This is a genomic window from Amycolatopsis sp. NPDC114505 (genome assembly GCF_055633615.1).
In genome coordinates this window covers 1,312,905-1,337,880 of the sequence record NZ_JBVKDV010000003.1, presented here as the reverse complement: position 1 = coordinate 1,337,880, position 24,976 = coordinate 1,312,905, and the positions used below count along the sequence as shown (strand labels likewise).

The 24,976-nt window shown below is 72.1% G+C and carries 14 protein-coding genes and 2 tRNA genes (1 of these 16 running past the window's edge); 10 read left to right on the top strand and 6 right to left on the bottom strand.

Annotation, left to right across the window (positions count from 1 at the left end; genetic code table 11):
• Positions 1-51 precede the first annotated feature (51 nt).
• On the top strand, positions 52-459 hold the full coding sequence (locus ACZ7OU_RS35410) for a MarR family winged helix-turn-helix transcriptional regulator (RefSeq protein ID WP_470258567.1): 408 nt from the start codon (positions 52-54) through the stop codon (positions 457-459).
• Positions 460-699: 240 nt separating this feature from the next.
• Here ACZ7OU_RS35410 and ACZ7OU_RS35405 read toward each other — a convergent pair whose 3' ends face one another.
• A complete protein-coding gene (locus ACZ7OU_RS35405) occupies positions 700-2,148 on the bottom strand; it encodes a DHA2 family efflux MFS transporter permease subunit (protein ID WP_470258566.1) in 1,449 nt (482 codons plus the stop codon).
• Between the two features lie 196 nt (positions 2,149-2,344).
• Between ACZ7OU_RS35405 and ACZ7OU_RS35400 the strand changes: the two genes are divergently transcribed.
• Both ACZ7OU_RS35400 and ACZ7OU_RS35395 read left to right on the top strand, forming a co-directional pair.
• Positions 2,345-2,419: transfer RNA gene (locus ACZ7OU_RS35400), tRNA-Val, on the top strand.
• Between the two features lie 38 nt (positions 2,420-2,457).
• A tRNA-Val gene (locus tag ACZ7OU_RS35395) sits at positions 2,458-2,529 on the top strand.
• A gap of 77 nt (positions 2,530-2,606) precedes the next feature.
• On the opposite strand, the gene ACZ7OU_RS35390 is transcribed toward ACZ7OU_RS35395, so the two are convergent.
• Positions 2,607-3,206 carry a TetR/AcrR family transcriptional regulator gene (locus ACZ7OU_RS35390; RefSeq protein WP_470258565.1) on the bottom strand — a complete coding sequence of 200 codons (600 nt, stop codon included), beginning with the start codon at positions 3,204-3,206 and terminating at the stop codon, positions 2,607-2,609.
• 77 nt (positions 3,207-3,283) lie between these two features.
• Between ACZ7OU_RS35390 and ACZ7OU_RS35385 the strand changes: the two genes are divergently transcribed.
• Together ACZ7OU_RS35385 and ACZ7OU_RS35380 are read left to right on the top strand one after the other, a co-directional pair.
• Entirely contained in the window at positions 3,284-4,066 is a 783-nt protein-coding gene (locus ACZ7OU_RS35385) for a class I SAM-dependent methyltransferase (RefSeq protein ID WP_470258564.1), read from the top strand.
• 76 nt (positions 4,067-4,142) lie between these two features.
• Positions 4,143-4,394 (top strand): DUF4287 domain-containing protein, encoded by a 252-nt coding sequence (locus ACZ7OU_RS35380; RefSeq protein WP_470242676.1) that lies wholly within the window; start codon positions 4,143-4,145, stop codon positions 4,392-4,394.
• 151 nt (positions 4,395-4,545) lie between these two features.
• Here ACZ7OU_RS35380 and ACZ7OU_RS35375 read toward each other — a convergent pair whose 3' ends face one another.
• Positions 4,546-5,997: an MFS transporter gene (locus tag ACZ7OU_RS35375; RefSeq protein ID WP_470258563.1), complete on the bottom strand. Its 1,452-nt coding sequence runs from the start codon at positions 5,995-5,997 to the stop codon at positions 4,546-4,548.
• Positions 5,998-6,096: 99 nt separating this feature from the next.
• On the opposite strand from ACZ7OU_RS35375, the gene ACZ7OU_RS35370 reads away from it, so the two are divergent.
• A complete protein-coding gene (locus tag ACZ7OU_RS35370) occupies positions 6,097-7,299 on the top strand; it encodes a cytochrome P450 (RefSeq protein ID WP_470258562.1) in 1,203 nt (400 codons plus the stop codon).
• A gap of 6 nt (positions 7,300-7,305) precedes the next feature.
• Here ACZ7OU_RS35370 and lexA read toward each other — a convergent pair whose 3' ends face one another.
• Positions 7,306-7,959 (bottom strand): transcriptional repressor LexA, encoded by a 654-nt coding sequence (gene lexA / locus ACZ7OU_RS35365; protein ID WP_470258561.1) that lies wholly within the window; start codon positions 7,957-7,959, stop codon positions 7,306-7,308.
• Between the two features lie 263 nt (positions 7,960-8,222).
• Between lexA and ACZ7OU_RS35360 the strand changes: the two genes are divergently transcribed.
• Complete coding sequence (locus ACZ7OU_RS35360) at positions 8,223-8,735, top strand: lytic polysaccharide monooxygenase auxiliary activity family 9 protein (RefSeq protein WP_470258560.1); 513 nt, start codon at positions 8,223-8,225, stop codon at positions 8,733-8,735.
• 53 nt (positions 8,736-8,788) lie between these two features.
• Here the strand turns inward: ACZ7OU_RS35360 and ACZ7OU_RS35355 are convergent, their stop codons facing one another.
• Both ACZ7OU_RS35355 and ACZ7OU_RS35350 read right to left on the bottom strand, forming a co-directional pair.
• Positions 8,789-10,363, bottom strand: coding sequence for a hypothetical protein (locus tag ACZ7OU_RS35355; RefSeq protein WP_470258559.1), 1,575 nt, complete (start codon positions 10,361-10,363; stop codon positions 8,789-8,791).
• Between the two features lie 68 nt (positions 10,364-10,431).
• Positions 10,432-11,736 carry a glycoside hydrolase family 6 protein gene (locus ACZ7OU_RS35350; RefSeq protein ID WP_470259029.1) on the bottom strand — a complete coding sequence of 435 codons (1,305 nt, stop codon included), beginning with the start codon at positions 11,734-11,736 and terminating at the stop codon, positions 10,432-10,434.
• 243 nt (positions 11,737-11,979) lie between these two features.
• Between ACZ7OU_RS35350 and ACZ7OU_RS35345 the strand changes: the two genes are divergently transcribed.
• The 3 genes from ACZ7OU_RS35345 to ACZ7OU_RS35335 all read left to right on the top strand — a co-directional run.
• The gene (locus ACZ7OU_RS35345; RefSeq protein ID WP_470258558.1) at positions 11,980-12,687 is read left to right on the top strand and encodes an alpha/beta fold hydrolase; all 708 of its coding nucleotides are present in this window, start codon (positions 11,980-11,982) and stop codon (positions 12,685-12,687) included.
• Between the two features lie 19 nt (positions 12,688-12,706).
• Positions 12,707-13,912, top strand: coding sequence for a PucR family transcriptional regulator (locus ACZ7OU_RS35340; RefSeq protein ID WP_470258557.1), 1,206 nt, complete (start codon positions 12,707-12,709; stop codon positions 13,910-13,912).
• Between the two features lie 115 nt (positions 13,913-14,027).
• Positions 14,028-24,976 carry the 5' portion of an SDR family NAD(P)-dependent oxidoreductase gene (locus tag ACZ7OU_RS35335; RefSeq protein WP_470258556.1) on the top strand. It continues 5,287 nt past the right edge of the window, so only the first 10,949 of its 16,236 coding nucleotides appear in the window; it begins with the start codon at positions 14,028-14,030; its stop codon lies off the right edge, out of view.

Below are 24,976 nucleotides of genomic sequence, written 5' to 3'. Positions count from 1 at the left end.
GCCCACTACTTTAGATGGCATCGCCAACTAGTTCAAGGTAGAGTCGGTGGCATGGCCGAACCGGACGAGGTGCTGGACAACCTGGCCCAGGTGTCCTTCGTGGTGATGGCGCACCTGAGCCAGGTGGCGGCGGCGCACGAGCTTTCCCTGACGCAGCTGCGGGTTCTGGGCATCCTGCGCGACCGCACCCCGAAGATGGCGGAGCTGGCGACGCACCTGGGACTGGACCGGTCGTCGGTGAGCGGGCTGGTCGACCGGGCGGTCCGCCGTGGCCTGGTCGCGCGCCAGGCGAGCGAGGACGACGGACGCTCGGTGCGCGTCAGCCTGACCCCGGCGGGCCACTCGCTGGCCGCGGAACTGACGGCGGAGGTGGCGAGGGGGCTGGCTCCGCTGACGTCAGAACTGGGCGCCTCGGACCGCAACCGGCTGGGCGTCCTCCTGAGCCGGATGCTGGCATGAGCCCGGTCACGTCGAGGAACACCAGCGGGCGTAGGACGTTGTAAGGGGTGTCGGTACGGAGGAGTCCCCGGGCCTCACCCACTGCCTTCACGGAGTGCCAGTCCGGCTGGAGCCGTGTAGCGCCACTCGCCGCGAGGCGACCCCCGTACCGGCCCCGAACTCCCGCTTTCGCTCGCAGGTCTCCCCCCAGCCTTCGCTGAGCGGAAGCGGGACCTTATTCGTCCTCAGTGGACAGTCGCGTCAGTGCTTCGGCGCGCTCGACGCTCCCGGCGTGGACTTCCGGATCGTCCACGTCGCCGCGAACGCCAGCACTCCGATCACCCCGGCCACCACGAACGCGGCCCGCAGCCCCGAAGCGTCCGGCCCCGCCGCCGCGCCGTCCTCGCTCCACAGCGTCGCCACGCTCACGAACAACGCCGTCCCCAGCGCCCCCGCCACCTGCTGCAGCGTCGACAGGATCGCGCTCCCGTGCGAGTAGAGGTGCTCCGGCAGCGATCCCAGCGACTCGGTGAACAGCGGCGTCATCATCAGCCCGAGCCCGGCCATCAGCAGCACGTGGATCCCGATCACCGCGATCAGCGGCGAGTCCGCCCCCAGCGTCGTGAACAGCCACAGCGACACCGCCATCGCCGCCGCGCCCGGGATCACCAGCGGGCGCGCGCCGACCTTGTCGAACAGCGCTCCCACCGGGCGGCCCAGCAGGCCCAGCACCAGGCCGCCGGGCAGCACCGCCAGCCCGCTCACGAACGTGCTCGTGTGCAGCACCGTCTGCAGGTACAGCGGCAGCAGGATCGCCGCCGCGCCGATCAGGCACACGAACAGCAGCGACGTCAGCACCAGCGCCACCACGAAACTCCGGTGCGTGAACGGCCGCAGGTCCAGCAGCGCCCGGTCGCGCCGCTGCAGCCGCAGCTGCCGCCACGTGAACACCACCAGCGCGACGACGCCCACGACGATCGGCACCCACGCCGGCACCAGCGGCTCCGCGCCACCCTGCTCGCCGGTCGCCGACAGCCCGTACAGCACGCCGCCGAACCCGATCGCCGACAGCAGCACCGACGGCACGTCCAGCGGCACCCGCCGCGTCTCGCTGTTCAGTCGCAGCTGCAGCGCGCCGGTCACCAGCGCCGCGATCGACAGCGGCAGCACGATCCAGAACATCCAGCGCCAGCCCAGCGACGACAGCACCGCGCCACCGATCGTCGGCCCGATCGCCGGCGCCACCGCGATGACGATCGTGATCGTGCCCATCGTCGCGCCACGCCGCTCCGGCGGCACCAGCCGCATCACCGTCGTCATCAGCAGCGGCAGCATCACCGCCGTGCCGCACGCCTGCACCACGCGCCCCGCCATCAGCATCCCGAACCCGGGCGCGAGCGCGCACAGCAACGTGCCGAGGCTGAACGCCGCCAGCGAGAAGAGGAAGACCTGCCGCGGCGTGAACCGCTCCAGCAGGAACCCGGTCGTGGGGATGACGACGGCCATCGTCAGCAGGAACCCGCTGGTCAGCCACTGCACGGTCGTCGTCGGCACGTGCAGGTCGACGGTCAGGTCACGCAACGCGACGCTCAGGATCGTCTCGTTGAGGATCATCACGAACGCGGACAGCACGAGAACGCCGATGAGGAGCCCCGGACGCACCGGGGCACGATCCAGGTCGGCGGGCGGAGTGGACACGGTGTCGGTCATCGGGGCGGAAACTCTCCTGATCTCGGCGCCCGGCCCCGGCGACAGCCGGGGTACCGGACGTGCTGTCTTCTCGCAGTGTGCCCGTTTCGACGCCGTCGTGTCACGGCGGTTTCCGCCGTGCGGCCCGTCACACCGGACCCCCTGCTGACGCTCCGCAGCCGTCCGATATGCTTTCTTGAGTACGGAGTTCCGCAGCGCGCGATTAGCTCAGCGGGAGAGCGCTTCCCTGACACGGAAGAGGTCACTGGTTCAATCCCAGTATCGCGCACCACGAGCCCACCCCCGGGAACTCGTGGAAGTCCGTACCGCGGGCGATTAGCTCAGGGGGAGAGCGCTTCGTTCACACCGAAGAGGTCACTGGTTCGATCCCAGTATCGCCCACGAGATGGTTGAGAGGGTCGTGTTCGCGGAAAGCGCGAACTCGACCCTCTCTTTGTTTTCCTCGGTGGACTTTTCCCTTACAGCAGCCTTCGCTGGAGTGCGTCCGCCATTACCGTCTCAACCAGCTTCTCCAGCTCCGACGGGTCCGGCAGGGTGTGGGGTTGGCGGCCGGCGAAGAGCAGGTGGCTCGCCCCGATCAACGACAGGGCCAGGGAATCCACGTTCGCGTCCGCCGCGATGCGGCCCTGCGCTCGCTCCGCCGACAGGTAGGCCGACAGCATTTCCCGCGCCTCCGCCAAGAAGGGGAGACCGTCGCCCGGGGGACGCAGGCGGGCGCGCAGCTCGTCGCGGATGAATATCAAGCTCGTCAGCGCTATCGAGACCGGGTCGAACAGCTCGGTCACCGCGTCCACCAGGTTGGCCGCCACCGTGCGGGTTCCGGCTGAGGCCTGGAGGATCGCCGCCTGGTCCGTCAGGCGGGCGATGCGGTCTCGCACCAGCTCGGCCAGGAACGCGTCGAAGTCCGTGAAGTGACGGTGCAGGACGCCCTTCGCGACGTCGGCCTCGGCCGTCACCGCGCGGCTGGTCAGCGCGTTCGGGCCGTCGCGGAGCAAGACCCGCTCGGCCGCGTGGAACAGCTGCTGGCGCACGTCGCGCAGGTGGACCCCGGTCGGCATGACCCCATTCTCCGTTACGCCCGCCGCGAACGCCCACGCGGTTGCCCGAGTGGGCACGTGCCCATTAAAGTGGGCGCATGCCCACTCAACCTCATGAAGCCCGTGCCTTCGCCGAATCCTTCGGGATCGACGCCGGACGCTACGACCGGGCCCGGCCCGAGTATCCCGCCGAACTCGTCACCCGCGTCGTCGCCGCCAGTCCCGGTCCCGACTTCCTCGATGTCGGCTGCGGCACCGGGATCGCGGCGCGGCAGTTCCGCGCCGCCGGCCGACGGGTGCTCGGGGTCGACCCCGATCCGCGGATGGCGGCCTTCGCGCGCGACAGCGGTCTCGACGTCGAAGTCGCGACGTTCGAAGACTGGGACGCCGCCGGACGGACCTTCGACGCGGTCGTCGCCGGGCAGTCCTGGCACTGGGTCGATCCCGTCGCCGGTGCCGGCAAGGCGGCCGACGTCCTGCGCCCCGATGGGCTGCTCGCCCTCTTCGCGCACGTGTTCCAGCCGCCGGCGCCGGTGGCCGACGCCGTCGCCCGGGGCATCCGGCGCGTCCAGCCCGAGTGGCAGCTCCCGGCGGAGCCGAGGAGTCCGGCCGAGCTCTACGAAATCATGTTCACCAAGTTCGCCGACGGCATCCGGGAGTCGGGCCGCTTCGGCGCGCCCGAGCGGTGGCGGTTCGCCTGGGAGCGGGCCTACACCCGCGACGAATGGCTGGATCTCCTGCCGACGACCGGCGGCCTGACCCGGCTCGAGCCGGACGCGCTGGCGGACGTGCTCGGCGACGTGGGTGCGGCCATCGACGCGCTCGGCGGTGGCTTCACGTTGCCGTACACGACGCTGGCGGTGGTCGCTCGGCGGTCTTGACAAAAAAAGTTGTCGGTGAGAGCTTGGGGACAAGCGAGACCGACCGAAGAATCTTCGGCCCGAACCAGGAGTCCTCATGTCTTTTCAGGCTTACCTCGACAACGCGGAGAAGCAGACCGGCATCACCCCGCGCGGTTTTCTCGACCTGGCCGCCGGGAAGAACCTCACGAAGCACGGCGAGATCGTCACGTGGCTGAAGACCGAGCACGGCCTCGGTCACGGCCACGCGACGGCGATCGCGCGGCTCGTCACCAAGGGTCCCGAGTTCGTCGCGGCGCACCACACCGACGGCGTGCTCCACCTCGACGGCGCGGCCGCCCGGGCCTGAACCTGGGCGGCCGGTGCCGGCTCGGACGATCGAGCCGAGGTGTCGCCGGAGACACCGGCGTGGCCGGCCGCCTGCCGATTCCTCGCGAAGCCCCGGTCGCCCCAGCGTTCTCCGGCCTGGCCGGCCGCCGAGGCGTGCGAACCGCCGTCGGTCAGCGGCCCACCGCCGCGGGCTCCGGGCTCGCGGGCGCCGGCGAGGCCGCTACGTGCCGCGGCAGGAACGCCGCGACCGCCAGTGCGATGAGCGCCGCGGCCGCCCCCATGCCCAGCACGAGCCGGAAACCGTTCTGCGAAGGCAGTTCCACCGGTCCGAACCGGACGGTCAGCCGGGCGAGGATCAGCCCGGCGGTCGCGCTCGACACCGACGTCCCGATCGAGCGCATCAGCGTGTTGAGGCTGTTCGCGGCCGCGGTCTCCGACACCGGCACCGCGCCCATCACGAGCGACGGCATCGCGCCGTACGCCAGCCCGATCCCGCCGCCGATGATGCTCGACACCAGCACGAGGTGCCAGGTCGCGCTCATCAGGACGATGCCGAGCGCGTACCCGGCCGCGACGACGACCGCGCCGAGCATCAGCGTCGTCTTCGGGCCGCGGGTGGCCGTGATGCGCGCGGACACCGGCGCCAGCGCCATCATGACCAGCCCCGACGGCGCCATCACCAGGCCCACCACCAGCATCGACTTCCCGAGGCCGTACCCGGTGGCGGCCGGCAGCTGCAGCAGCTGGGGCAGCACCAGCGACATCGCGAACATCGCAAAGCCGAAGACCGCCGACGCGATGTTCGTCAGCAGCACCTGGCGCCGCACGCTCGTCCGCAGGTCGACCAGCGGCCGTGAGGTGCGCAGCTCCCACCGGCCCCACAGCAGCAGGACCAGCACCGCCGCGGCGAGCAGGCCGAGCGTGGCCGCGCTGCCCCAGCCCCAGTCGGCGCCCTTCGAGATCGCCAGCAGCAGGCAGACCAGGGCGATCGAAAGCCCGGCCGCGCCGAGGACGTCGAACCGGCCGCCGGTGCGCACCGGAGACTCCGGCACGAGCGCGACGACCAGCGCGGTGACCACCAGGCCGAGGCCGGCCGAGGTCCAGAAGAGCACGTGCCAGTCGGCGTTTTCGGCCAGCAGCGCCGCCGCGGGCAGACCGAGCGCGCCACCGACGCCGAGGGACGCGCTCATCAGCGCCGTCGCCGAGCCGAGCCGTTCGGCGGGGAGCTCGTCGCGCATGATGCTGATCCCGAGCGGGATCACGCCGGCGGCCAGGCCCTGCAGCGTCCGCCCGGCGACCATCGGCACGAGGGAGTCGGAGAGCGCGCCGATCGCCGAGCCGACGACGAGTGCGCCGAGGCTGACCAGCAGCATCCGCCGCTTGCCGTACATGTCGCCGAGGCGGCCCATGGTCGGCGTCGCCACCGCGGCCGCGAGCAGGGTGGCGGTGATGGCCCAGGTGGCGTCGGCCGCGGAGGCGTTCAGCAGTCCGGGCAGGGCGGGGATCAGCGGGATGATCAGCGTCTGCATCAGCGAGACGGTGATCCCCGCGAGGGCGAGGACCGCGACGACGAGGTTCGCGCGTGGCGAGGCCTCTCTGGCGGGGGTGGCTGGGTCGAGCACGGGGCGGTCCTCCGGAGGTCCGAATTAAATCAGTCGCTTGACTTAGCGTAGCAGTCTTCGGTTGACTGCCGACGAACCGACGGCCACCGTGGAGGAACGATGACGGCCACCGAGATTCCCGAGTTCCCGATGCCCCGGGCCGCGGGCTGCCCGTTCGACCCGCCGCCCGCCGCCCGCGCACTGCAGGAGGAGACCCCGCTCGCCCGGGTCCGGCTGTGGGACGGCAGCACGCCGTGGCTGGTGACCCGCTACGCCGACCAGCGGGCGCTGCTGGCGGATCCCCGGGTCAGCGCCGACATCACCCGGCCCGGGTACCCGAGCCCCGCGCCGTTGCCGAAGAACGGCACCGGATTCGGCTTCATCCTCATGGACAACCCGGAGCACGCGCGGCTGCGCAAGATGGTGACGGCGCCGTTCACGATCCGCCGGGTCGCCGCCATGCGCCCGGCCGTGCAGCGGATCGTCGACGACCTGATCGACGAGCTGCTGGCCGGCCCGAAGCCGGTGGACCTCGTCGAGGCGTTCGCGCTGCCGGTGCCGTCACTGGTGATCTGCGAGCTGCTCGGCGTCCCGTACGCCGACCACGGCTTCTTCCAGGAGAACAGCAAGGTCATCGTCCGCCGCGACGCGAATCCCGAGGAGCGGACGGCCGGGCTGCAGGCGCTGATCGGCTACCTCGACCGGCTGGTGGCGGCGAAGCTCGACAATCCGGCCGGCGACCTGCTTTCCGGGCTCGCCGCCCGGGTCGCGGCGGGCGAGCTGACCCGGGTCGAAGCGGCGCAGATGGGCTTCCTGCTGCTCGTCGCCGGCCACGAGACGACGGCGAACATGATCGCGCTCGGCACGCTGGCCCTGCTGGAGCACCCGGACCAGCTGGCGCTGCTGCGCGAGGGCGACGATCCGGCGCTGGCCGCGTCGGCGGTCGAAGAGCTGTTGCGCTACTTGAACATCACCCACAACGGGCGCCGGCGCGTCGCGCTGGAGGACATCGAAATCGCCGGGGAGACGATCCGCGCGGGCGAGGGCCTGATCATGGCGAGCGACATCGCCAACCGCGATCCGGCGATCTTCCCGGACGGCGACCGGCTCGACCTCACCCGCGACGCGCACCGGCAGGTCGCGTTCGGCTTCGGCGTCCACCAGTGCCTCGGGCAGCCGCTGGCCCGGCTCGAGCTGCAGGTCGTCTACAGCACGCTGTACCGGCGGATCCCGACGCTGGCGCTCGCGACCGACGTCGGGAAGATCCCGTTCAAGCACGACGGGTCGGTGTACGGCGTGTACGAGCTGCCGGTCACCTGGTGAAGCGCGTCAGACGCTCCGCAGCACCGACACGACCACGCCCAGGATCGCCGCCCGGTCGCCGTCGATGACGGCGTAGGCCGGGTTGCGGGGCTCGAGGTAGACGTGGCCGTCGCGGCGGCGGTAGACCTTGACCGTCGCCTCCTCGTCGATCATCGCCGCGACGATCTGGCCCGAGTGCGCCTCGGTCTGCTGCTTGACCACGACGATGTCGCCGTCGCAGATGGCGGCGTCGATCATGGAGTCACCGCGCACGCGCAGGCCGAAGACCGTGCCCCGCCCGGTGAGGTCGCGCGGCAGCTTGAGGACGTCGTCGACGTGCTCCACGGCCGAGATCGGCGTGCCGGCGGCGATGTCGCCGACGACCGGCACCGGGACCGAGTCGGCGTCCTCCCGCGCTTCGCCGCCCTGCAGGAACGCGCGCACGTCCATCGGGCGCGACACAGTGGTGCCGCGGCGCAGGAAACCCTTGTCCTCCAGGCTCGCCAGGTGCTTCGACACCGACGACGTCGACTGCAGGCCGACGGCCTCGCCGATCTCGCGGGTGCTGGGGGAGTAGCCGTGGCGGACCACCGAGTCGCGGATCGCGACCAGGATCTTCTGCTGCCGCTCCGGCAGGGCCGAGGCGTCGAGGTGCTCGAACGTGTCGTCGTAGGTGGTCACCGACGGAATCCTAGAGGCAGGCGCCGCGCGGGGCGCGTCCTGGTCGCCCCGGCGGGTCCCGCTGACCGGAACATCGGGTGGCGGTTGGCGTCTTACCAACATGCGTTCCGAGTTTGCCATCTCTTGACCTGTGTCCTAAGCCGACGTATGGTCTAGACCACAATTTTCCTTCGCTCGAACCCCTTCCCGACGCGGTGGGCGTGCCCGCCGCGACTTCGCCGTACCCGGCGGCGGGAAGCGAGCCTGTCCCCGAAGGAGCTGGTATGAACCGCAAACTGGCCGCGGCCGCGGCGGGTGCACTCCTGGCCCCGGTCCTGGTGGTGGTGAGCCCCGCCGGCATCGCGAGCGCGCACGGTTACGTCAACGCCCCGGCGAGCCGCCAGGCGCAGTGCGCGCAGGGCACGGTGTCCTGCGGCGACATCAAGTACGAACCGCAGAGCGTCGAGGGGCCGAAGGGCCTGAAGTCCTGCGACGGCGGCAACGCGAAGTACGCCGAGCTCGACGACAACGGCAAGGGCTGGCAGGCGTCCCCGGTCGGCACGACGGCGACGTTCACGTGGACCTTCACCGCCCGCCACCGCACGACGAACTACGAGTACTGGATCGGCGGCGACAAGGTCGCGGACATCGGCGGCAACAACGAGCAGCCGCCGGAAACCGTTTCACACCAGGTGAACCTGAGCGGCCACACCGGACGCCAGACGGTGCTGGCGGTGTGGAACATCGCCGACACGGCGAACGCGTTCTACTCCTGCATCGACCTGCAGGTGGGCTGAGCTCCGTCCACCCGGGAGCGCGCGGCTCCCGGGTGGACGGTCTCGCCCCGCACTCAACGCCAGTGTCCCGGAATCCCACCCGGCCAGCGCTCCGCCGCGGGATCGAACCGCGGGATCGGGTCGCGGCCGGCCCACCAGCCGGCCGCGACGACCGCCAGCAGGCTTCCGGCCGCGAGGATCAGGCCGAGGTCGACGGCAGAGTCGCGGTCCTGCGGATAGCCCACCGTCCAGCCCAGCACGGGGCCGGCGAACGCCAGTCCGGCCAGCACGGCCGCGGCCACGACCACCGCCGTGCGCGCCGGGCGCAGTACCTGCTGGGTGAACGCGAGACCGGCACCGGTGCCGACGAGGGACACCGCGATCGCCAGCCAGAGCCCGGTCGACCCCGAGCTGTCCGACAAGAAGGCCGCCACGCCGATGACCGGCAAGGCCACCACGACGAGAAGGGCCAGCAGCGCCACCGCCGTGAGCCCGTTCCCGCGCCGGACGCGGGCCCGGCCCGCCGCCACCGACATCCCGATCAGCAGCGCGAACAGGGTGATCAGGGTGGCGTCGGTGATGTCGTCGCCGATCGCCCGGCCGAACCCGGTGAGCGGGACCGGCCGGATGTCCAGCCCGGTCGCGGTGACCACGACCGGCACCCGCCGCCACGTCCCGTCGGCACCGCGGATCGCCAGCCCCTCCACGCCGTTGGCCACGATCACCTCGTGTCCACCCGGGACGGCGCGGACCAGGACCGCCACACTGGCCACCTTGGACAGGCGCTTCACCCCGCCGGGGAACGGGTGCTGGCGCACCACGAACGGCCACCGGGCGGCCGGCACTTCCCAAGCGGTGCGCCAGGTCCGGCCGGCGTCGGTCGTTTCGTCGACGCCGAGCAGGCGGCCACCGCGCGGCAGCGTCTCGACCGGGTCGAGCGCACCACCGCCGCGCACCTTGTAGCAGTGCGCGGCGGCGCCGGGCTCGCAGGCTTCGGTCCGGCGCTCCGGTAGCGGCCCGGACTGCGGGACCTCCGCCAGGATCTTCCAGTCGTCGACGCCCGACGGCGAGCCGTAAAGCCGCCCGCCCACCTCGATCACCACCTGCGCGCCGGTCTCGCCCTCGTCCGGGCCGCGCACGGAGTCGACCGACGGGACGCTGTCGTCGGGCGCCGATGTCGCGGTGATCGCCAGTACCACGAACGGCACCGTCACCAGCGCCCGCAGCCGGAACGCCAGGCCGTCCGGCAGCGGCGGTGCCGTCGCCACCCGGCGCCAGGTCCACCAGGCGAGACCCAGCGCGGGCAGGGCGACCAGGTCGCTCGGATCGGCCAGGATGACCGACGGCCCGTTGACCACCGACCACGCGGACGACGCGATGCCGGCGCCCGCGGAGGTCAGCTTGACCACCGCGAACCCGGCGCCGGTCAGCACCACCGCGGCCGCGGCGGCGACCCGGCCGGTCAGGACCAGGCCGAGCAGCAGCCCGAGCGCCGGCGGGGCTGCCACCAGGCCGGCCACGTCACTGAGCTTGCCGGTGACGAGTCCCGGCCACGCCTGCTTGAGGACGTGGTCGTTGAGCAGCAGCACCGCCGTGGCCCCGACGGTCAGCGGATGCGCAAGCCAGCGCAGGAACACCCCAGTTCGCATGCGGTACAGCCTGGGGTGCGGTGATCACGGCCGTGACACGGTCCAGCCCCGGATCGATACGGCGTCGGTCAGGCGCAGGAAGCTCCGTTCAGGGTCGCCGACCGGAAGGGTGGTGTGCCGCCGGTGTAGTTCGCGTTGTAGCCGATCGTGGCGGTGGCGCCGGTGCCGAGGGTGCCGTTCCACGCCGCGTTGCCGACTTCGACGACGTCACCGGTGTCGGTCCAGCTTCCGTTCCAGCCCTGGGTGACGGTCACGCCGGGGGCCGAGAAGGCGAGCGTCCAGTGGTCGACCGGCGCTCCGCGGTTCTCGATGACGACTTCGCCGGTGTACCCGGTCGACCAGGTGCTGACCACGCGGTGCGTGACCTTGCAGCCGCCGGAGGGCTGCGTGGTCGTGCTGGTGGTGGGCGTCGTCGGAGTGGTGGTCGGCACCGGGCCCGCCGCGACGGCGAGGTCGTAGGCCCGTTGCGGCACGAACTGGCCGGCGCCGGCGATGCAGCCGTCCGCCTCGCCCGGCGGTTTGACCCAGAGGAAGGCGGCGATCCGGTCGTCCCCGGTCTGGTCGGTGCTCGGGGTGCCGATCGCGCGGCCGGCGGGATCGCACCACTCGCTGCCCTGCGGGCCGTTGCCGTTGCGGCTGGTGTCGACCACGGCCTTCAGCCGCGAGTCGCCGAGCTGGCCGAGGACCGCTTTGTCGTAGGCGACTTCGTCGCCGGTCGCGCGGTAGTTGGACACGTTGGTGGAGATGCCGTCGGCGCTGTTCGAGACGTCCGCCGCCCGTAGCCGCGAGGCGGCGTCGCCGGGGGAGAGCCACGCGGAGTGGCCGATGTCGAAGTACACCTTCGCCTGGGACGAGGCGGCCCTGAGCCGTTTGCCCGCGTACGCGATCGACGCGGTGGTCTGCCCCTGCTGGTCGCCGCTCTGGCAGTTGGTCATGAGCGCGAGGACGTCGGGCTCGAGCACGATGGCCGCGGGCCGGCCGGCCAGACCGGCCGCCACCTGGTCGATCCACGCCCGGTAGGCGTCGTGGGACGGCGCGCCGCCGCTGCTCGCGCCGCCGCAGTCGCGGTTGGGGATGTCGTAGACGACCAGGATCGGGATCTTCCCCGCGGCCGCTGCGGCCCCGGTGTAGGCGTCCACTTCGCCGCGCACGGTGGAGGTGTTCGTGGTGGTGAACCACCTCGCCTGCGGTACCGCGGCGACGCGGTCGCGGATGACCGCGGCGCGCGAGTCGCCGGGGTTCGCCGCGACCCACTTGGCCGCGTTGGTGCCGGGATCGGTGTAGAACGCCGATTCCGCGGCCTGCGCGCCCGTCCACGTGGTCGCGGCGACGACCCCGCTCACGGCCAGCGCGGCGAGCGCTCCGGCTGCCATTGTCCTGCTTCGCATGCACCTTCTCCTTCGAACATCGCCGAACCGAAAGTGCTGGGAGCGCTCCCAATGGTTCAGCACTGTAGCCGGGCGGACTGAATCGGGAAAGGGCCACGGGTCTCGCGAACGGTGCTGTTGTCCGGGCGGACAACGCGAGGCCGCGTTCCGGGTGACCGGGAACATCGCGCGAGCGCGCACCCTGCAGCACCGTGAGACGGCAACTCCCCCAACGGAAACGAGGCAGTCATGACCGCTCCCACCGTCGTCCTGGTCCACGGCGCGTTCGCCGACGCCTCCGGCTGGCAGGCCGTGGCCGCCGGCCTGCGTGACCGCGGATATCCGGTCCTGGCCCCGGCCAACCCGCTGCGCGGGGTCGCCGCCGACGCCGGCTACCTCAGGGACTTCGTGTCGACGATCGAGGGCGACGTCGTGCTCGTCGGCCACTCGTACGGCGGCTGCGTGATCACCAACGCGAGCACGGGCACCCCGAACGTGCGGGCGCTGGTCTACGTCGCCGCGTTCGCACCGGACGAGGGCGAGACGTTGCTCGAGTCCATCGCGCTCGGCGACGGGACGACCGAACTCGGCCAGCGCCTGGTCCGGCGTCCGTATCCGGGCGCGCCCGACGGTGACTTCGACGGCTACCTGGACCTGGAGTTCTTCCACCGGTTGTTCTGCGCCGACCTGGACGCCGAGCTCGCCGCCTTCATGGCGGTCGCCCAGCGTGGGTTCGCCCTCTCTTGCCTGTCGACGCCGTCCGGGGTGCCCGGCTGGCGTGCCATCCCGAGCTGGTACCTCGTGGCGGCCGACGACGCCACGATCCCGCCGGAAGCGGAGCGGGCCATGGCGAAGCGCGCCGGGGCGCACACGGTCGAGGTCGCCGGCTCGCACGTCGCGATGATCAGCAAGCCGGCGGAGACGATCGAGCTGATCGTCGCCGCGGCGGGTGGCTGACGCGGTCTAAGGTGTCCGGGTGACGCGACGCGGGGCCACGGGCGGGCCGGATCCGGAGCTCGTGGCCCTCGCCGGGCGGCTGCTGGGCACCCTCGACGAGTTCGCCGACGAAATCGCGTCCGCGATCGAGGCGCGCGTCGCGTTCTACGCCACCCACGACGTCGTGCCGGCCGACGACCTGAGGCTGTCCGTGCGCGGCAACCTCGAGTACGTCCTCCGGTCGTTGCGCGACGACCGGTTCGCCGACGTCGCCGCCGCCCGGACGACCGGCGCCCTGCGGGCCGAGCAGGGGGTGCCGCTGTCGGTCGTCATGGCGGCGTTCCGCGTCCTGTTCAGCCGGATCTGGCACAGCCTCGTGCTGCATTCCCGTGCGCGGGAACAGGTTTCCGACCAGGCGCTGGTGGACGCGGCCTCCGACCTCTGGTCCGCCCACGACACCTTCGCCGAGGAGATGGCCGCCGCGCACCGCGAGGCGACCATGGCGCTGGTGCTGCGGAACGAGGGTGAGCGGTCGGCCCTGGTCGGTGCGCTCCTGGAGGGACGGCCGCTGCACGAGACGTCCGTCTGGGACGTCGCGGACGTGCTGCGCCTGCCCAAGCGCGGGCCCTTCGTCGTGATCGCGGCCGAATCGGTGCAGCTGGCCCAGGAAGCGTTGCCCGGTATCGAAAACCGCTTGCGGGTGCACCGCATCGGCTCGGCCTGGCGGCTGCTGCCGGACGCCCAGATCGGGATCGTGCGCTTCGAGAACGACGCCGACCTGGGTCCGCTCACGTCGACTCTGACGGCGTCGGCGCGCAGCCGGATCGGCATCAGCCCGCCGTACGCCGCGCTGACGGAGACGGCGGCCGCGCTGCGTTTCGCGCGCATCGCCATGGCGAGCACCGTCGCCGGCGTCCCGCACGTCACGATGTTCGACGACTTTCCCCTCGCCGTCGCGGCGGTCAGCGCGCCCGACGCGATGCGGCGGGTCCGGCAGGCCGTCCTCGGGCCGATCCTCGACCTGCCCGCCGAGCAGTCCAAGATCCTGCTCGAGACCCTGGCGGCGTGGCGGGACAGCGGCGGGTCGGCGGCGGACGCGGCGGGCGTGTTGTTCTGCCACCCCAACACGGTTCGCCACCGCCTGCGCCGGATCGAGTCGGCCACCGGCCGCTCCCTCGGCGACCCGAAGGCCACCGCGGAGATCCTGGTCGCGCTCGAGGCCGCGCTGCTCGACGTCACGCCCTGACGGACGGCCGCCGGGCCCGTGCTCGCCCCTAAGGAGACGGCTAGGGGTGGAGTTCTTACCGTACCGATCGGTATGTTTCCGGCGGATTCGGACTACACCACCCGGGGGTATGGGCATGGGGATTTCCGATGGTGTCGCGGTGGTCGGGATGTCCTGCCGGTTTCCGGGGGCGCCCGATCCGGACGCGTTCTGGCGGTTGCTGCGGACCGGCACCGACGCGGTGACCGCGGTACCCGCCGATCGGGTGGATCCGGGCCTGGGCCGCGGTGGGTTCCTGGACCGCGTCGGGGACTTCGATCCGGCGTTCTTCGGCATCTCGCCCCGCGAGGCGGCGGCGATGGACCCGCAGCAGCGGCTGATGCTGGAGCTCGGCTGGGAAGCCTTGGAAGACGCGGGCCTGCCGCCGGGCGGGAACGTGGGCGTCTTCGTCGGCGCGATCCGTGAGGACTACACGGATCTACGCCGAACGCCGGACATCAGCGCGCATTCGATGACCGGCGTGCAACGCGGGATGATCGCCAACCGCGTCTCCTACGCCTTGAGGCTGCGCGGGCCCAGCTTCGTGATCGACGCGGCTCAGTCCTCCTCGCTGGTCGCCGTGCACACGGCCTGCGCGAACCTGCTGGCGGGCGAGTGCACGGTGGCTCTCGCGGGCGGCGTCACCCTCAACCTGAGCGCGGACAGCGCCCTGACCGCCGTGCGGTTCGGGGGGCTTTCGCCGGACGGCCGGTGTCAGGTGTTCGACGCGCGCGCCAACGGTTACGTCCGCGGTGAGGGCGGCGGGCTGGTCGTCCTCAAGCGGCTGGCCGATGCGATCGCCGACGGCGACCTGATCCACTGCGTGATCCGCGGCAGCGCCGTGACCAACGACGGCGGCGGCAAGACCCTGACCGCGCCGGAGCGGGCCGCGCAGGAGGAATGCCTGCGGCTGGCCTACGAACGAGCCGGCGTCGACCCGGCCGCCGTGCGGTACGTCGAGCTGCACGGCACCGGCACCAAGCTCGGCGATCCGATCGAGGCCGCCGCCCTCGGCGCGGTGCTCGGCGAAGGCCGCGACGTCGGCCGGCCGCTGCTGGTGGGCTCGGTCAAGACCAACATCGGCCACCTGGAAGGCGCCGCGGGCGTGGCCGGTCTGCTCAAGACCGTCCTCAGCCTCAAGCACGGCGAGCTGCCTGCGAGCCTGCACTTCAGCACCCCGAACCCGGAAATCCCGTTGGACGCGCTGAAGATCCGCGTCCAGGACCACACCGGTGCCTGGCCGGGGGACGGGCTCGCCGGCGTCAGCTCGTTCGGCATGGGTGGCACCAACTGTCACGTCGTGCTGGCGAGTTGGACCGGCGACGCGGCGCCGCATGGGTCGCGGGTGGCGCCGTGGGTGCTTTCGGCCAAGACCGGCCCGGCGTTGCGGGAGCAGGCTTCGCGGCTGCGGGAGCACCTCGAGACGCACCCGGAACTGGACCTGGCGGCCGCGGCGCGGTCCTCGGCCACGACCCGGTCGGCCTTCGACCACCGCGCGGTGCTGATCGCGCCGGACCGCGAACGCGTCCTGCCTGGGCTGACCGCGCTGGCCGACGGCCTGCCGTTTCCCGGTCTGACCACGGGAATTGCGCGGCGCACGGGCAAGGTCGCCTTCGTCTTCCCCGGGCAAGGCACGCAATGGCCCGGAATGGCCGCGGCGTTGCTGGAGTCGTCGCCGGTTTTCGCCGGCCGGATGCGCGAATGCGCCGACGCGCTGGCGCCGCACGTGGACTTCTCGCTCCTCGACGCGGTGCGCGGGGAAGTGCACGACATCGAGGTCATCCAGCCGACGCTGTTCGCCATGATGGTCTCGCTGGCCGCGCTGTGGCGGTCCCTCGGCATCGAGCCGGACGCCGTCGTGGGCCATTCCCAGGGGGAGATCGCGGCCGCGTGCGTGGCGGGCGCGTTGTCGCTCGAGGACGCGGCGAAGACCGTGGCCCTGCGCAGCCAGGCCTTCCGCGACCTGCTCGGCGAGGGGGCGATGGCCTCGGTGACCCTCCCGGAGCGGGAGGTGACACCCCGGTTGCCCGAGGGCGTGTGGATCTCCGCGGTGAACGGGCCGGACTCGACCGTGGTCGGCGGCGACGTCGCGGCGGTGGCGGAGTTCGTCGCCGCCTGCGAACGCGACGGGGTCCGGGTCCGCCGGGTGAACGTCCGGCACGCGTCGCACTCACCGATGATGGCGCCCCTGCGCGAACCGCTGCTCACGGCCCTGCACGACATCCGGCCGGTGGCCACGGACGTCACGTTCGTCTCGACGGTGACCGGCGGCGTGCTGGCCGGCTCGGAGCTGGACGCGTCGTACTGGTACCGGAACCTCTCGCAGCGCGTCGAGTTCGAGCGGGCGACCCGCTCGCTGACCGCGCTGGGCTGCGACATCTTCGTCGAATCCAGCCCGCACCCCGTGCTCACCGCCCCGGTCCAGCAGGTCGCCGAGGGCGCGCTGGTGGTCGGCTCGCTTCGCCGGAAGGCGGGCGGGCTGGAGGAGGTCCTGGCGTCGGCCGCGCAGCTCCACGTGCGCGGGCGGGCCCCGGACTGGGGACGGGCGTTCGACGGCGGCCGGGTCCGGCTGCCCACCTACCCGTTCCAGCGTGCGCGGTACTGGTTCGGCGAGACCGCGCCCGAACCCGAGGTGCGCGAGGCGCCGCGGGACGTCCTGGGGCTCGTGCGGGCGCACACCGCGGCGGTGCTGGGACACCCGACGCCGGACGCCGTCGCGGCCGACGCGGCGTTCCGGGACCTGGGGATCGACTCCCACCTCGCGGTCGAGCTGCGCAACCGGCTCGCCGCGGACACCGGCGAGGACCTGTCCGCCACGATCCTGTTCGACCACCCCACCTGCGCCGATCTGGCGGCCCACCTGACCGGCGTCCGCGGCGACAACGCGCCCGCGATCCGGTCGGCGTCGGACGACGACCCGGTGGTCGTGGTGGGAATGGCGTGCCGCTTCCCGGGTGGCGTCGCTTCGCCGGAGGACCTGTGGGACGTCGTGGCGGAAGGCCGGGACGTGGTGTCCTCGTTCCCGGCGGACCGGGGCTGGGGCACGGGCTCCGGCGGGTTCCTCGACGACGTCGCCGGGTTCGACGCGGACTTCTTCGGGATTTCGCCGCGCGAGGCACTGGGCATGGATCCGCAGCAGCGGCTGGTCCTGGAGTGCTCTTGGGAGGCGCTGGAACGGGCCGGGGTCGACCCGTCGACGGTGCGCGGCAGCGATCTCGGCGTCTTCGTCGGCGTGATGGGCGGCGAGGGCACCGGGGTCACCGGCCGGGCCGCGAGCGTCGTGTCCGGGCGGGTCGCGTACGTGCTCGGGTCCGAAGGCCCGGCGCTGTCGGTGGACACGGCCTGCTCGTCCTCGCTGGTGGCGCTGCACCTCGCGGCCCGGTCCGTGCGCGACGGCGAGTGTGCGATGGCGCTGGCCGGCGGGGTGACCGTGGTGTCGTCGCCGGAGGTGTTCGAGGAGTTCGAGCGCAACGGCGGCTTGGCGGCCGACGGCCGGTGCAAGTCGTTCGCGGACGCCGCCAACGGCACCGGGTGGGCCGAAGGCGTGGGTCTGGTGGTGGTGGAGCGGCTGTCCGATGCCCGCCGCCAGGGGCATCGGGTGCTGGCGGTGCTCCGGGGGAGCGCGGTCAACCAGGACGGCGCGTCGAACGGGCTGACCGCGCCGAGTGGTCGGGCGCAGCGGCGGGTGATCCGGCAGGCGCTGGCCAACGCCGGTCTGCAGCCCGCCGATGTGGATGTCGTGGAGGCGCACGGGACCGGGACCCGCCTCGGTGATCCGATCGAGGCGCAGGCGGTGCTGGCGACCTACGGCCAGGACCGCGTCCAGCCGGTGCTGTTGGGGTCGGTGAAGTCGAACATCGGGCACACGCAGGCGGCCGCGGGGGTGGCCGGTGTGGTGAAGATGATCTTGGCCATGCGGCACGGTGTGGTGCCGGCGAGCCTGCACGTCGACCAGCCGTCGTCCTTTGTGGACTGGGAGTCGGGCGCGGTGTCGCTGGCGCGGGAGTCGCGTTCGTGGCCCGAGGCGGGCCGGCCGCGACGCGCGGGGGTGTCGTCCTTCGGGATCAGCGGGACGAACGCGCATGTGATCATCGAGCAGGGTCCTTCTCCCGAGTTGAGCGATCGGCCGGAGGGTGGTCTGGTGCCGTGGGTGGTGTCCGCTCGGTCGGATGTCGCTTTGCGGGACCAGCTCCGGCGGCTGCCCGAGTGTCCGGAGACGGCGATCGATGTCGGCTACTCGCTGGTGACCGGTCGTGCTGCCTTCGACCATCGCGCGGTGGTGCTGGGGGATCGGATCGTCGAGGGTGTCGTGCGGCCTTCGGGGAAGACGGTGTTCGTTTTCCCGGGGCAGGGTTCGCAGTGGGTGGGGATGGCGGCGGAGTTGTGGGAGTCGTCGCCGGTGTTCGCAGGGTGGATGGATCGGTGTGCGGCCGCGCTGTCACCCCTCGATTTGCGTGACGCTCTGAATAGCGACCGGGTTGAGGTGGTTCAGCCCGCGTTGTGGGCGGTGATGGTCTCGCTGGCCGGGTTGTGGCGGTCGTTCGGAGTCGAGCCCGATGCGGTGGTGGGCCACTCGCAGGGCGAGATCGCCGCGGCTTGTGTGGCGGGTGCACTGTCGCTTGAGGACGGTGCTCGAATTGTAATGGCTCGGAGCCGCATCATCGCGGAGAGGCTGTCGGGCCGGGGTGCGATGGCGTCGGTGACGCTTCCCGAGGGCCATGTGCTGGACGACCGGCTGTCCGTGGCAGTGGTGAACAGCCCGACGTCGGTGGTGGTGTCCGGGGATCCCGAGGCCATCGACGAGCTTCTGCGGATCGTTCCCGGTAAGCGCATCGCGGTGGATTATGCGTCGCATTCGGTGCACGTCGAGTCGTTGCGGGACGAGTTGCTGGCGGCGCTGGAAGGGATCACGCCGAGTCGGCCGACGATCCCGTTCTGCTCGACGGTGTTCGATGAAGCGACCTTCGATGCTGAGTACTGGTACCAGAACCTCCGTCAGACCGTGCAGTTCGAGCGGGCCGTCGAGTCGCTCGGTGACGGCGTGTTCCTGGAGATGAGTCCGCATCCGGTACTCACGATGCACATCCCGGGCACCGCCATCGGGTCACTGCGCCGCGACGATGGTGGACTCGAGCGGTTCCTGACCTCGCTGGCCGAGGCGTACGTGCAGGGCGTCGACGTCGACTGGATGCCCCTCGTGGCCGGCGGACGGCTGGTGGATCTGCCGACCTACCCCTTCCAGCACCGCCAGTACTGGCTCGATGCCCGGCCGACGACCGGTTCGGCACACCCGATCCTGGCGGCCACGGTCGAGCGGGCCGACGGCGCCGGATCGCTGTCCACCGGCCGGATCTCGCTGCGCGCGCAACCCTGGCTCGCCGACCACGTCGTGGCGGGCAAGGTCCTGTTCCCCGGCACCGGCTTCCTAGAACTGGTGGGTCACGCGAGCACCGGGCTCGTTCGGGAGCTCACGGTCGAGACGCCGCTCGAACTGTCCACTCAGGACGTCGTGGACGTGCAGGTGCTGGTGGGCGCGGTCGACGACACGGGGTGCCGGCCGGTGAGCGTGCACGCACGGTCGGCCGGCTCCGAGTGGTGCAGGCACGCCAGCGGATCGCTGGCCGCGACCGAGCCGCCGACCGGGTTCGACCAGGCGGTGTGGCCGCCGGCAGACGCGGTCCCGCTGGACGTCCGGTACGACGTGCTGGCCGAGGCCGGCTTCGAATACGGGCCCGCGTTCCAGAGCCTGCGTTCGGCCTGGCGGCGCGGTGAGGAGCTGTTCGCCGAGGTCGACCTCCTCCCCGAGCCGGACGGGTTCGCCCTGCATCCGGCGTTGCTCGACGCGGCGCTCCACCCGCTGCTGCTCGACGGCGGCGGCCTGCGGGTGCCGTTCGCGTGGGCCGGAGTGCGTTACGCACCAACGGATGCGACTACCTTGCGGGTCCGCCTGACGCCGACGGGTGAAGGCGCCTTCGCCGTGGCCGCGACTGATGTCGACGGCAAGCCCGTGGCCACGATCGAATCCTTGACGCTCCGCCCGGTGGGCCAGGTCCGCCGGACTCTGTACGAAGTGGACTGGAAGCCCGTCCCTCCGGCCGGGAAACCGGCGACGGCCACCGTTTTCGTTTGCCCGCAACCGGACAAGGCCGTCGGCTCGGCGGTCCGCGAGGTGCTGACGCAGGTCCTCGACGTGACCCGGGACTGGCTGGCGAACGAGCACGCGCCGGACGAGCGGCTGGTCCTGGTGACCCGGAACGCGACGGGCACCGACCCCAACTTGGCCCACGCCCCGGTGTGGGGGCTGGTCCGCTCGGCGCAGGCCGAGCACCCCGGCCGGTTCGTCCTCGTCGACCTGGACGAGGACGGCTCCCTGCCGGACGTCGTGGGACTGGACGAACCCCAGCTGGCCGTCCGAGAGGGCGCAGTCCTGGTCCCGCGGCTCCGCAAGCTGACCGCCGAGCCCGGTCCGTCGCTGCACGGGACGGTGCTGGTGACCGGCACGACCGGGACGCTGGGTCGCCTGCTGGCCCGGCACCTCGTCACCACGCACGGCGTCAAGCGGTTGCTGCTGGTGAGCCGGACCGCGACGGCCGAGCTGGGCGCCGAACTCGAGGCGACGGTCGAGGCAGTCGCCTGCGACCTCACCGATCGCGACCAGGTGCGCCGGTTGCTCGCGGACCATCCGGTCGACGCCGTCGTCCACGCGGCGGGCGTCCTCGACGACGGCCTGGTCGAGGCGATGACGCCGGAGCGGCTGGACGCGGTGCTGGCACCGAAGGTCGACGCCGCCTGGCACCTGCACGACCTGACGAAGGACGTGGCGCAGTTCGTGCTGTTCTCGTCGATGGCCGGCGTCGTCGGCACGGCGGGACAGGGCAACTACGCGGCGGCGAACGCGTTCCTCGACGCACTGGCGGCCCACCGGCGGGCCCGTGGCCTGCCCGCGGTGTCGATGGCGTGGGGCCTGTGGGACGAGCGGAGCGACATGACCAGCGGCGTCGGCGACATCGAACGCCGGAGGCTGGCGCGCGACGGGATGGCGCCGCTGCCCACCGCGCAGGCGCTGGAGCTGTTCGACGCCGCACTGGGCGCCGACCGGGCCGTGGTGGTCGCGACCAGGATCGATCCGCGCGCCGTGCGGGCCGACTCCACCCTGCTGCGCGATCTGGCTCAGCCCGCGACGGTGGACCGCCGCCGGGCGCTCGCGGACCTCCCCGAGGCCGACCGGTACCCGGCCGCGCTCGACCTGGTCCGCACCCACGCGGCCGCGGTCCTCGGGCACGCGTCGGCGGCGGCGCTGGCGCCCGGACGTCCGTTCCGGGAGCTGGGCTTCGACTCGCTGACCGCGGTCGAGCTGCGGAACCGCATCGCGGCGGCCTGCGGCGTCGCGCTGCCCAGCACGCTGGTCTTCGACTGCCCGACGCCCGAGGCGATCGCCGACCGGCTGCTGGAACGGGCGCCGGCCGAGAAGCCCGCGGTCCGCCGCGTGTCCGATGAGGACCCGGTGGTGCTGGTGGGGATGGCGTGCCGGTTCCCGGGTGGCGTGGCTTCGCCGGAGGACCTGTGGGACGTCGTGGCCGGCGGGCGGGACGCGGTGTCGTCGTTCCCGGTGGACCGCGGCTGGGGGACCGGCTTCGGCGGGTTCGTCGACGACGTGGCGGGGTTCGACGCGGAGTTCTTCGGGATCTCGCCGCGGGAAGCACTGGGCATGGATCCTCAGCAGCGGCTGGTCCTGGAGTGCTCCTGGGAGGCGCTGGAACGGGCCGGGGTCGACCCGTCGACGGTGCGGGGCAGCGATCTCGGCGTCTTCATCGGCGTGATGCGGGGCGACTACCGGATAGACGGCGACTACGGCTTGACCGGCGGCGCCGGGAGCGTCGTGTCCGGCCGGGTGGCGTACGCGCTCGGGACCGAGGGCCCGGCGATCTCGGTCGACACGGCGTGCTCGTCGTCGCTGGTGGCCCTGCACCTGGCGGCCGAGTCGGTCCGGCGGGGCGAAAGCACGATGGCGCTGGCCGGCGGGGTGACCGCGATGGCGTCGCCGGTGCTGTTCGAGGAGTTCGCCCGGCAGGGCGGCCTGGCCGCGGACGGGCGCTGCAAGTCGTTCGCCGGGGCCGCCGACGGCACCGGGTGGGCCGAGGGCGTGGGCCTGGTGGTGGTGGAACGGCTGTCGGACGCCACCCGCCACGGGCACCGCGTGCTGGCGGTCCTGCGCGGCAGCGCGGTCAACCAGGACGGCGCGTCCAACGGGCTCACGGCACCGCACGGACCGAGCCAGCAGTGGGTGATCCGGCGGGCCCTGGCCGACGCCGGTCTCCGGCCGGCCGACGTGGACGTCGTCGAAGGCCACGGCACCGGGACGCGGCTGGGTGACCCGATCGAGGCGCAGGCGGTGCTGGCGACGTACGGCCAGGACCGGACCGAGCCGCTGTGGCTGGGGTCGGTGAAGTCCAACATCGGGCACACGCAGGCCGCGTCCGGGATGGCCGGCTTGATGAAGATGGTGCTGGCGATGCGGCACGGAGTCGTCCCGTCGACCTTGCACGTGGACGAGCCGTCGCCCGTGGTCGACTGGGAGTCGGGTGCGGTCTCGCTGGCGCGGGAGGCGGTGGCGTGGCCCGAGACCGACCGGCCGCGACGCGCGGGGGTGTCGTCCTTCGGGATCAGTGGGACGAACGCGCACGTGATCATCGAGCAGGGTCCTTCTCCCGAAGTCGTCGATCGGCCGGATGGTGGCCTGGTGCCGTGGGTGGTGTCCGCTCGGTCGGAAGTTGCTTTGCGGGAGCAGGTTTCGCGGGTGCGGATGCATCCCGGGTCGGCCGTCGATGTCGGGTATTCGCTGGTGCGTGGTCGTGCCGCTCTGGAGCATCGAGCGGTGCTGCTGGGGGATCGGATCGTCGAGGGTGCTGTTCGGCCCTTGGGGAAGACGGTGTTCGTCTTTCCGGGGCAGGGTTCGCAGTGGGTCGGTATGGCGGCGGAGTTGTGGGAGTCGTCGCCGGTGTTCGCGGAGTGGATGGATCGGTGTGCTGCCGCCTTGGCGCCTCTCGATTTGCGGGCTGCGCTGGACAGTGACCGGGTTGAGGTTGTTCAGCCTGCTTTGTGGGCGGTGATGGTGTCGCTGGCTGGGTTGTGGCGGTCTTTCGGTGTGGAGCCGGACGCGGTGGTGGGTCATTCGCAGGGTGAGATCGCTGCTGCTTGTGTGGCGGGTGCGCTGTCGCTTGAGGACGGTGCTCGGGTCGTGGTGGCCCGGAGTCGAGTGATCGCGGAGAAGCTGTCCGGTCGGGGTGCGATGGCGTCGGTGACGCTTCCCGAAGGCCACGTGCTGGATGACCGCTTGTCGGTGGCTGTGGTGAACAGCCCGACGTCCGTGGTGGTGTCCGGGGATCCCGAGGCCATCGACGAGCTGACTGTTCCGGGGAAGCGGATAGCGGTGGATTATGCGTCGCACTCGGTGCACGTGGAGTCGGTGCGGGATGAGCTGCTGGCGGCGTTGGGTGAGATCACGCCGAGTCGGCCGAGCATTCCGTTCTGCTCGACGGTGTTCGATGACGCGACTTTCGATGCGGAGTATTGGTATCAGAACCTCCGTCAGACCGTGCAGTTCGAGAAAGCCGTTCAGTCCCTGGGAGATGCGGTGTTCCTCGAAATGAGCCCGCATCCGGTGCTGACCATGCACCTGCCGGGGATCGCCGTCGGGTCACTGCGTCGCGGCGACGGTGGGCTCGAGCGTTTCCTGACCTCTCTCGCCGAGGCGTACGTGCAGGGCGTCGAGGTCGACTGGATGCCTCTGATGGCTGGCGGACGTCTCGTGGACCTGCCCGCCTACGCCTTCCAGCACAAGCGGTACTGGCACCGTACGGAAGCGTCTACAATGGACGACTGGCGGTACCGGATCGCCTGGCGGCAGCTGCCCGAGACGCGGCAGGCGCTGACCGGACACTGGCTCGCCGTGGTACCCGACGGCGGCGCCGCAGACCTGGGCCCGAATGTGGAAGTCGTCGCGTTGAGCCGGCTTTCCGAGCGTCTGGGCGAGGCCGTCGGCGTGCTGTCGTTGCTCGCGGTGGACGACACCCTGACGCTGGTCCGGCTGTTGGAGGACGCGGGGAGTGACGCGCCGTTGTGGCTGGTGACGTCCGGCGCCGTCGCGGCGGCTCCTGGGGACGTCGTGCGCCGGCCGGACCAGGCCCAGATCTGGGGCCTCGGACTGACCGTCGGGCTCGAACACCCCCGACGCTGGGGTGGCCTGGTCGACCTGCCCGAGAACGTGGACGACCAGGTGCTCGGCAGGCTGGCCGCCGCGCTCGCCGGCGACGAAGACCAGGTCGCGGTGCGGGCCGACGGGACCTACGCGCGACGTCTCGTGCGCGCACCACGAACCCGGCCGGGGCGCGTCTGGCGGCCGCGGGGAACCGTCCTGGTCACCGGGGGAACCGGCGGACTCGGCGCGCACGTCGCCCGGTGGCTGCTCCGGAACGACGCCGAGCGCGTGGTACTGGCCGGACGCCGGGGGCCCGACACCCCCGGCGCGGCCGAACTCGCGGCCGAGCTGGGTGACCAGGTCACCTTCGCCGCCTGCGACGTCGCCGACCGCGAGGCGGTCCGGGAGCTGCTCGTGTCGCTGCCGGATCTCACGGCCGTGGTGCACGCCGCCGGCGCAGGCCAGCACAGCACGCCGGTGACCGAGATCGTCGACGCCGCCGAGGTGATGCGGGCGAAGGTCGCCGGGGCGGCGAACCTCGACGCCCTGCTCGACCACGACACCTTGGACGCGTTCGTACTGTTCTCGTCCGGCGCGGGGGTGTGGGGCGGCGGCGGGCAAGGCGCCTACGCGGCGGCGAACGCCTACCTGGACGCGCTCGCCCAGCAACGCCGCGCCGCGGGCGGCAACGCGACCTCGATCGCCTGGGGCACCTGGGCGGGCGACGGCATGGCACGCGGCGGCGTCGGCGAGCGGTTCCGGCGGCTCGGACTGCGCGAAATGGACCCCCAGCTGGCGGTGCGCGCGCTCCAGGAGCTGGACGAGCCCGGCCTGGTCGTCGCCGACAT

Bases quoted from the DNA above. Each gene is read 5' to 3' on its own strand.
- ACZ7OU_RS35370 (WP_470258562.1), top strand. From the start codon at position 6,097: ATGACGGCCACCGAGATTCCCGAGTTCCCGATGCCCCGGGCCGCGGGC.
- ACZ7OU_RS35360 (WP_470258560.1), top strand. From the start codon at position 8,223: ATGAACCGCAAACTGGCCGCGGCCGCGGCGGGTGCACTCCTGGCCCCG.
- ACZ7OU_RS35390 (WP_470258565.1), bottom strand. From the start codon at position 3,206: ATGCCGACCGGGGTCCACCTGCGCGACGTGCGCCAGCAGCTGTTCCAC.
- ACZ7OU_RS35405 (WP_470258566.1), bottom strand. From the start codon at position 2,148: ATGACCGACACCGTGTCCACTCCGCCCGCCGACCTGGATCGTGCCCCG.
- ACZ7OU_RS35350 (WP_470259029.1), bottom strand. From the start codon at position 11,736: ATGGCAGCCGGAGCGCTCGCCGCGCTGGCCGTGAGCGGGGTCGTCGCC.
- ACZ7OU_RS35345 (WP_470258558.1), top strand. From the start codon at position 11,980: ATGACCGCTCCCACCGTCGTCCTGGTCCACGGCGCGTTCGCCGACGCC.
- ACZ7OU_RS35410 (WP_470258567.1), top strand. From the start codon at position 52: ATGGCCGAACCGGACGAGGTGCTGGACAACCTGGCCCAGGTGTCCTTC.
- ACZ7OU_RS35385 (WP_470258564.1), top strand. From the start codon at position 3,284: ATGCCCACTCAACCTCATGAAGCCCGTGCCTTCGCCGAATCCTTCGGG.
- ACZ7OU_RS35355 (WP_470258559.1), bottom strand. From the start codon at position 10,363: ATGCGAACTGGGGTGTTCCTGCGCTGGCTTGCGCATCCGCTGACCGTC.
- ACZ7OU_RS35380 (WP_470242676.1), top strand. From the start codon at position 4,143: ATGTCTTTTCAGGCTTACCTCGACAACGCGGAGAAGCAGACCGGCATC.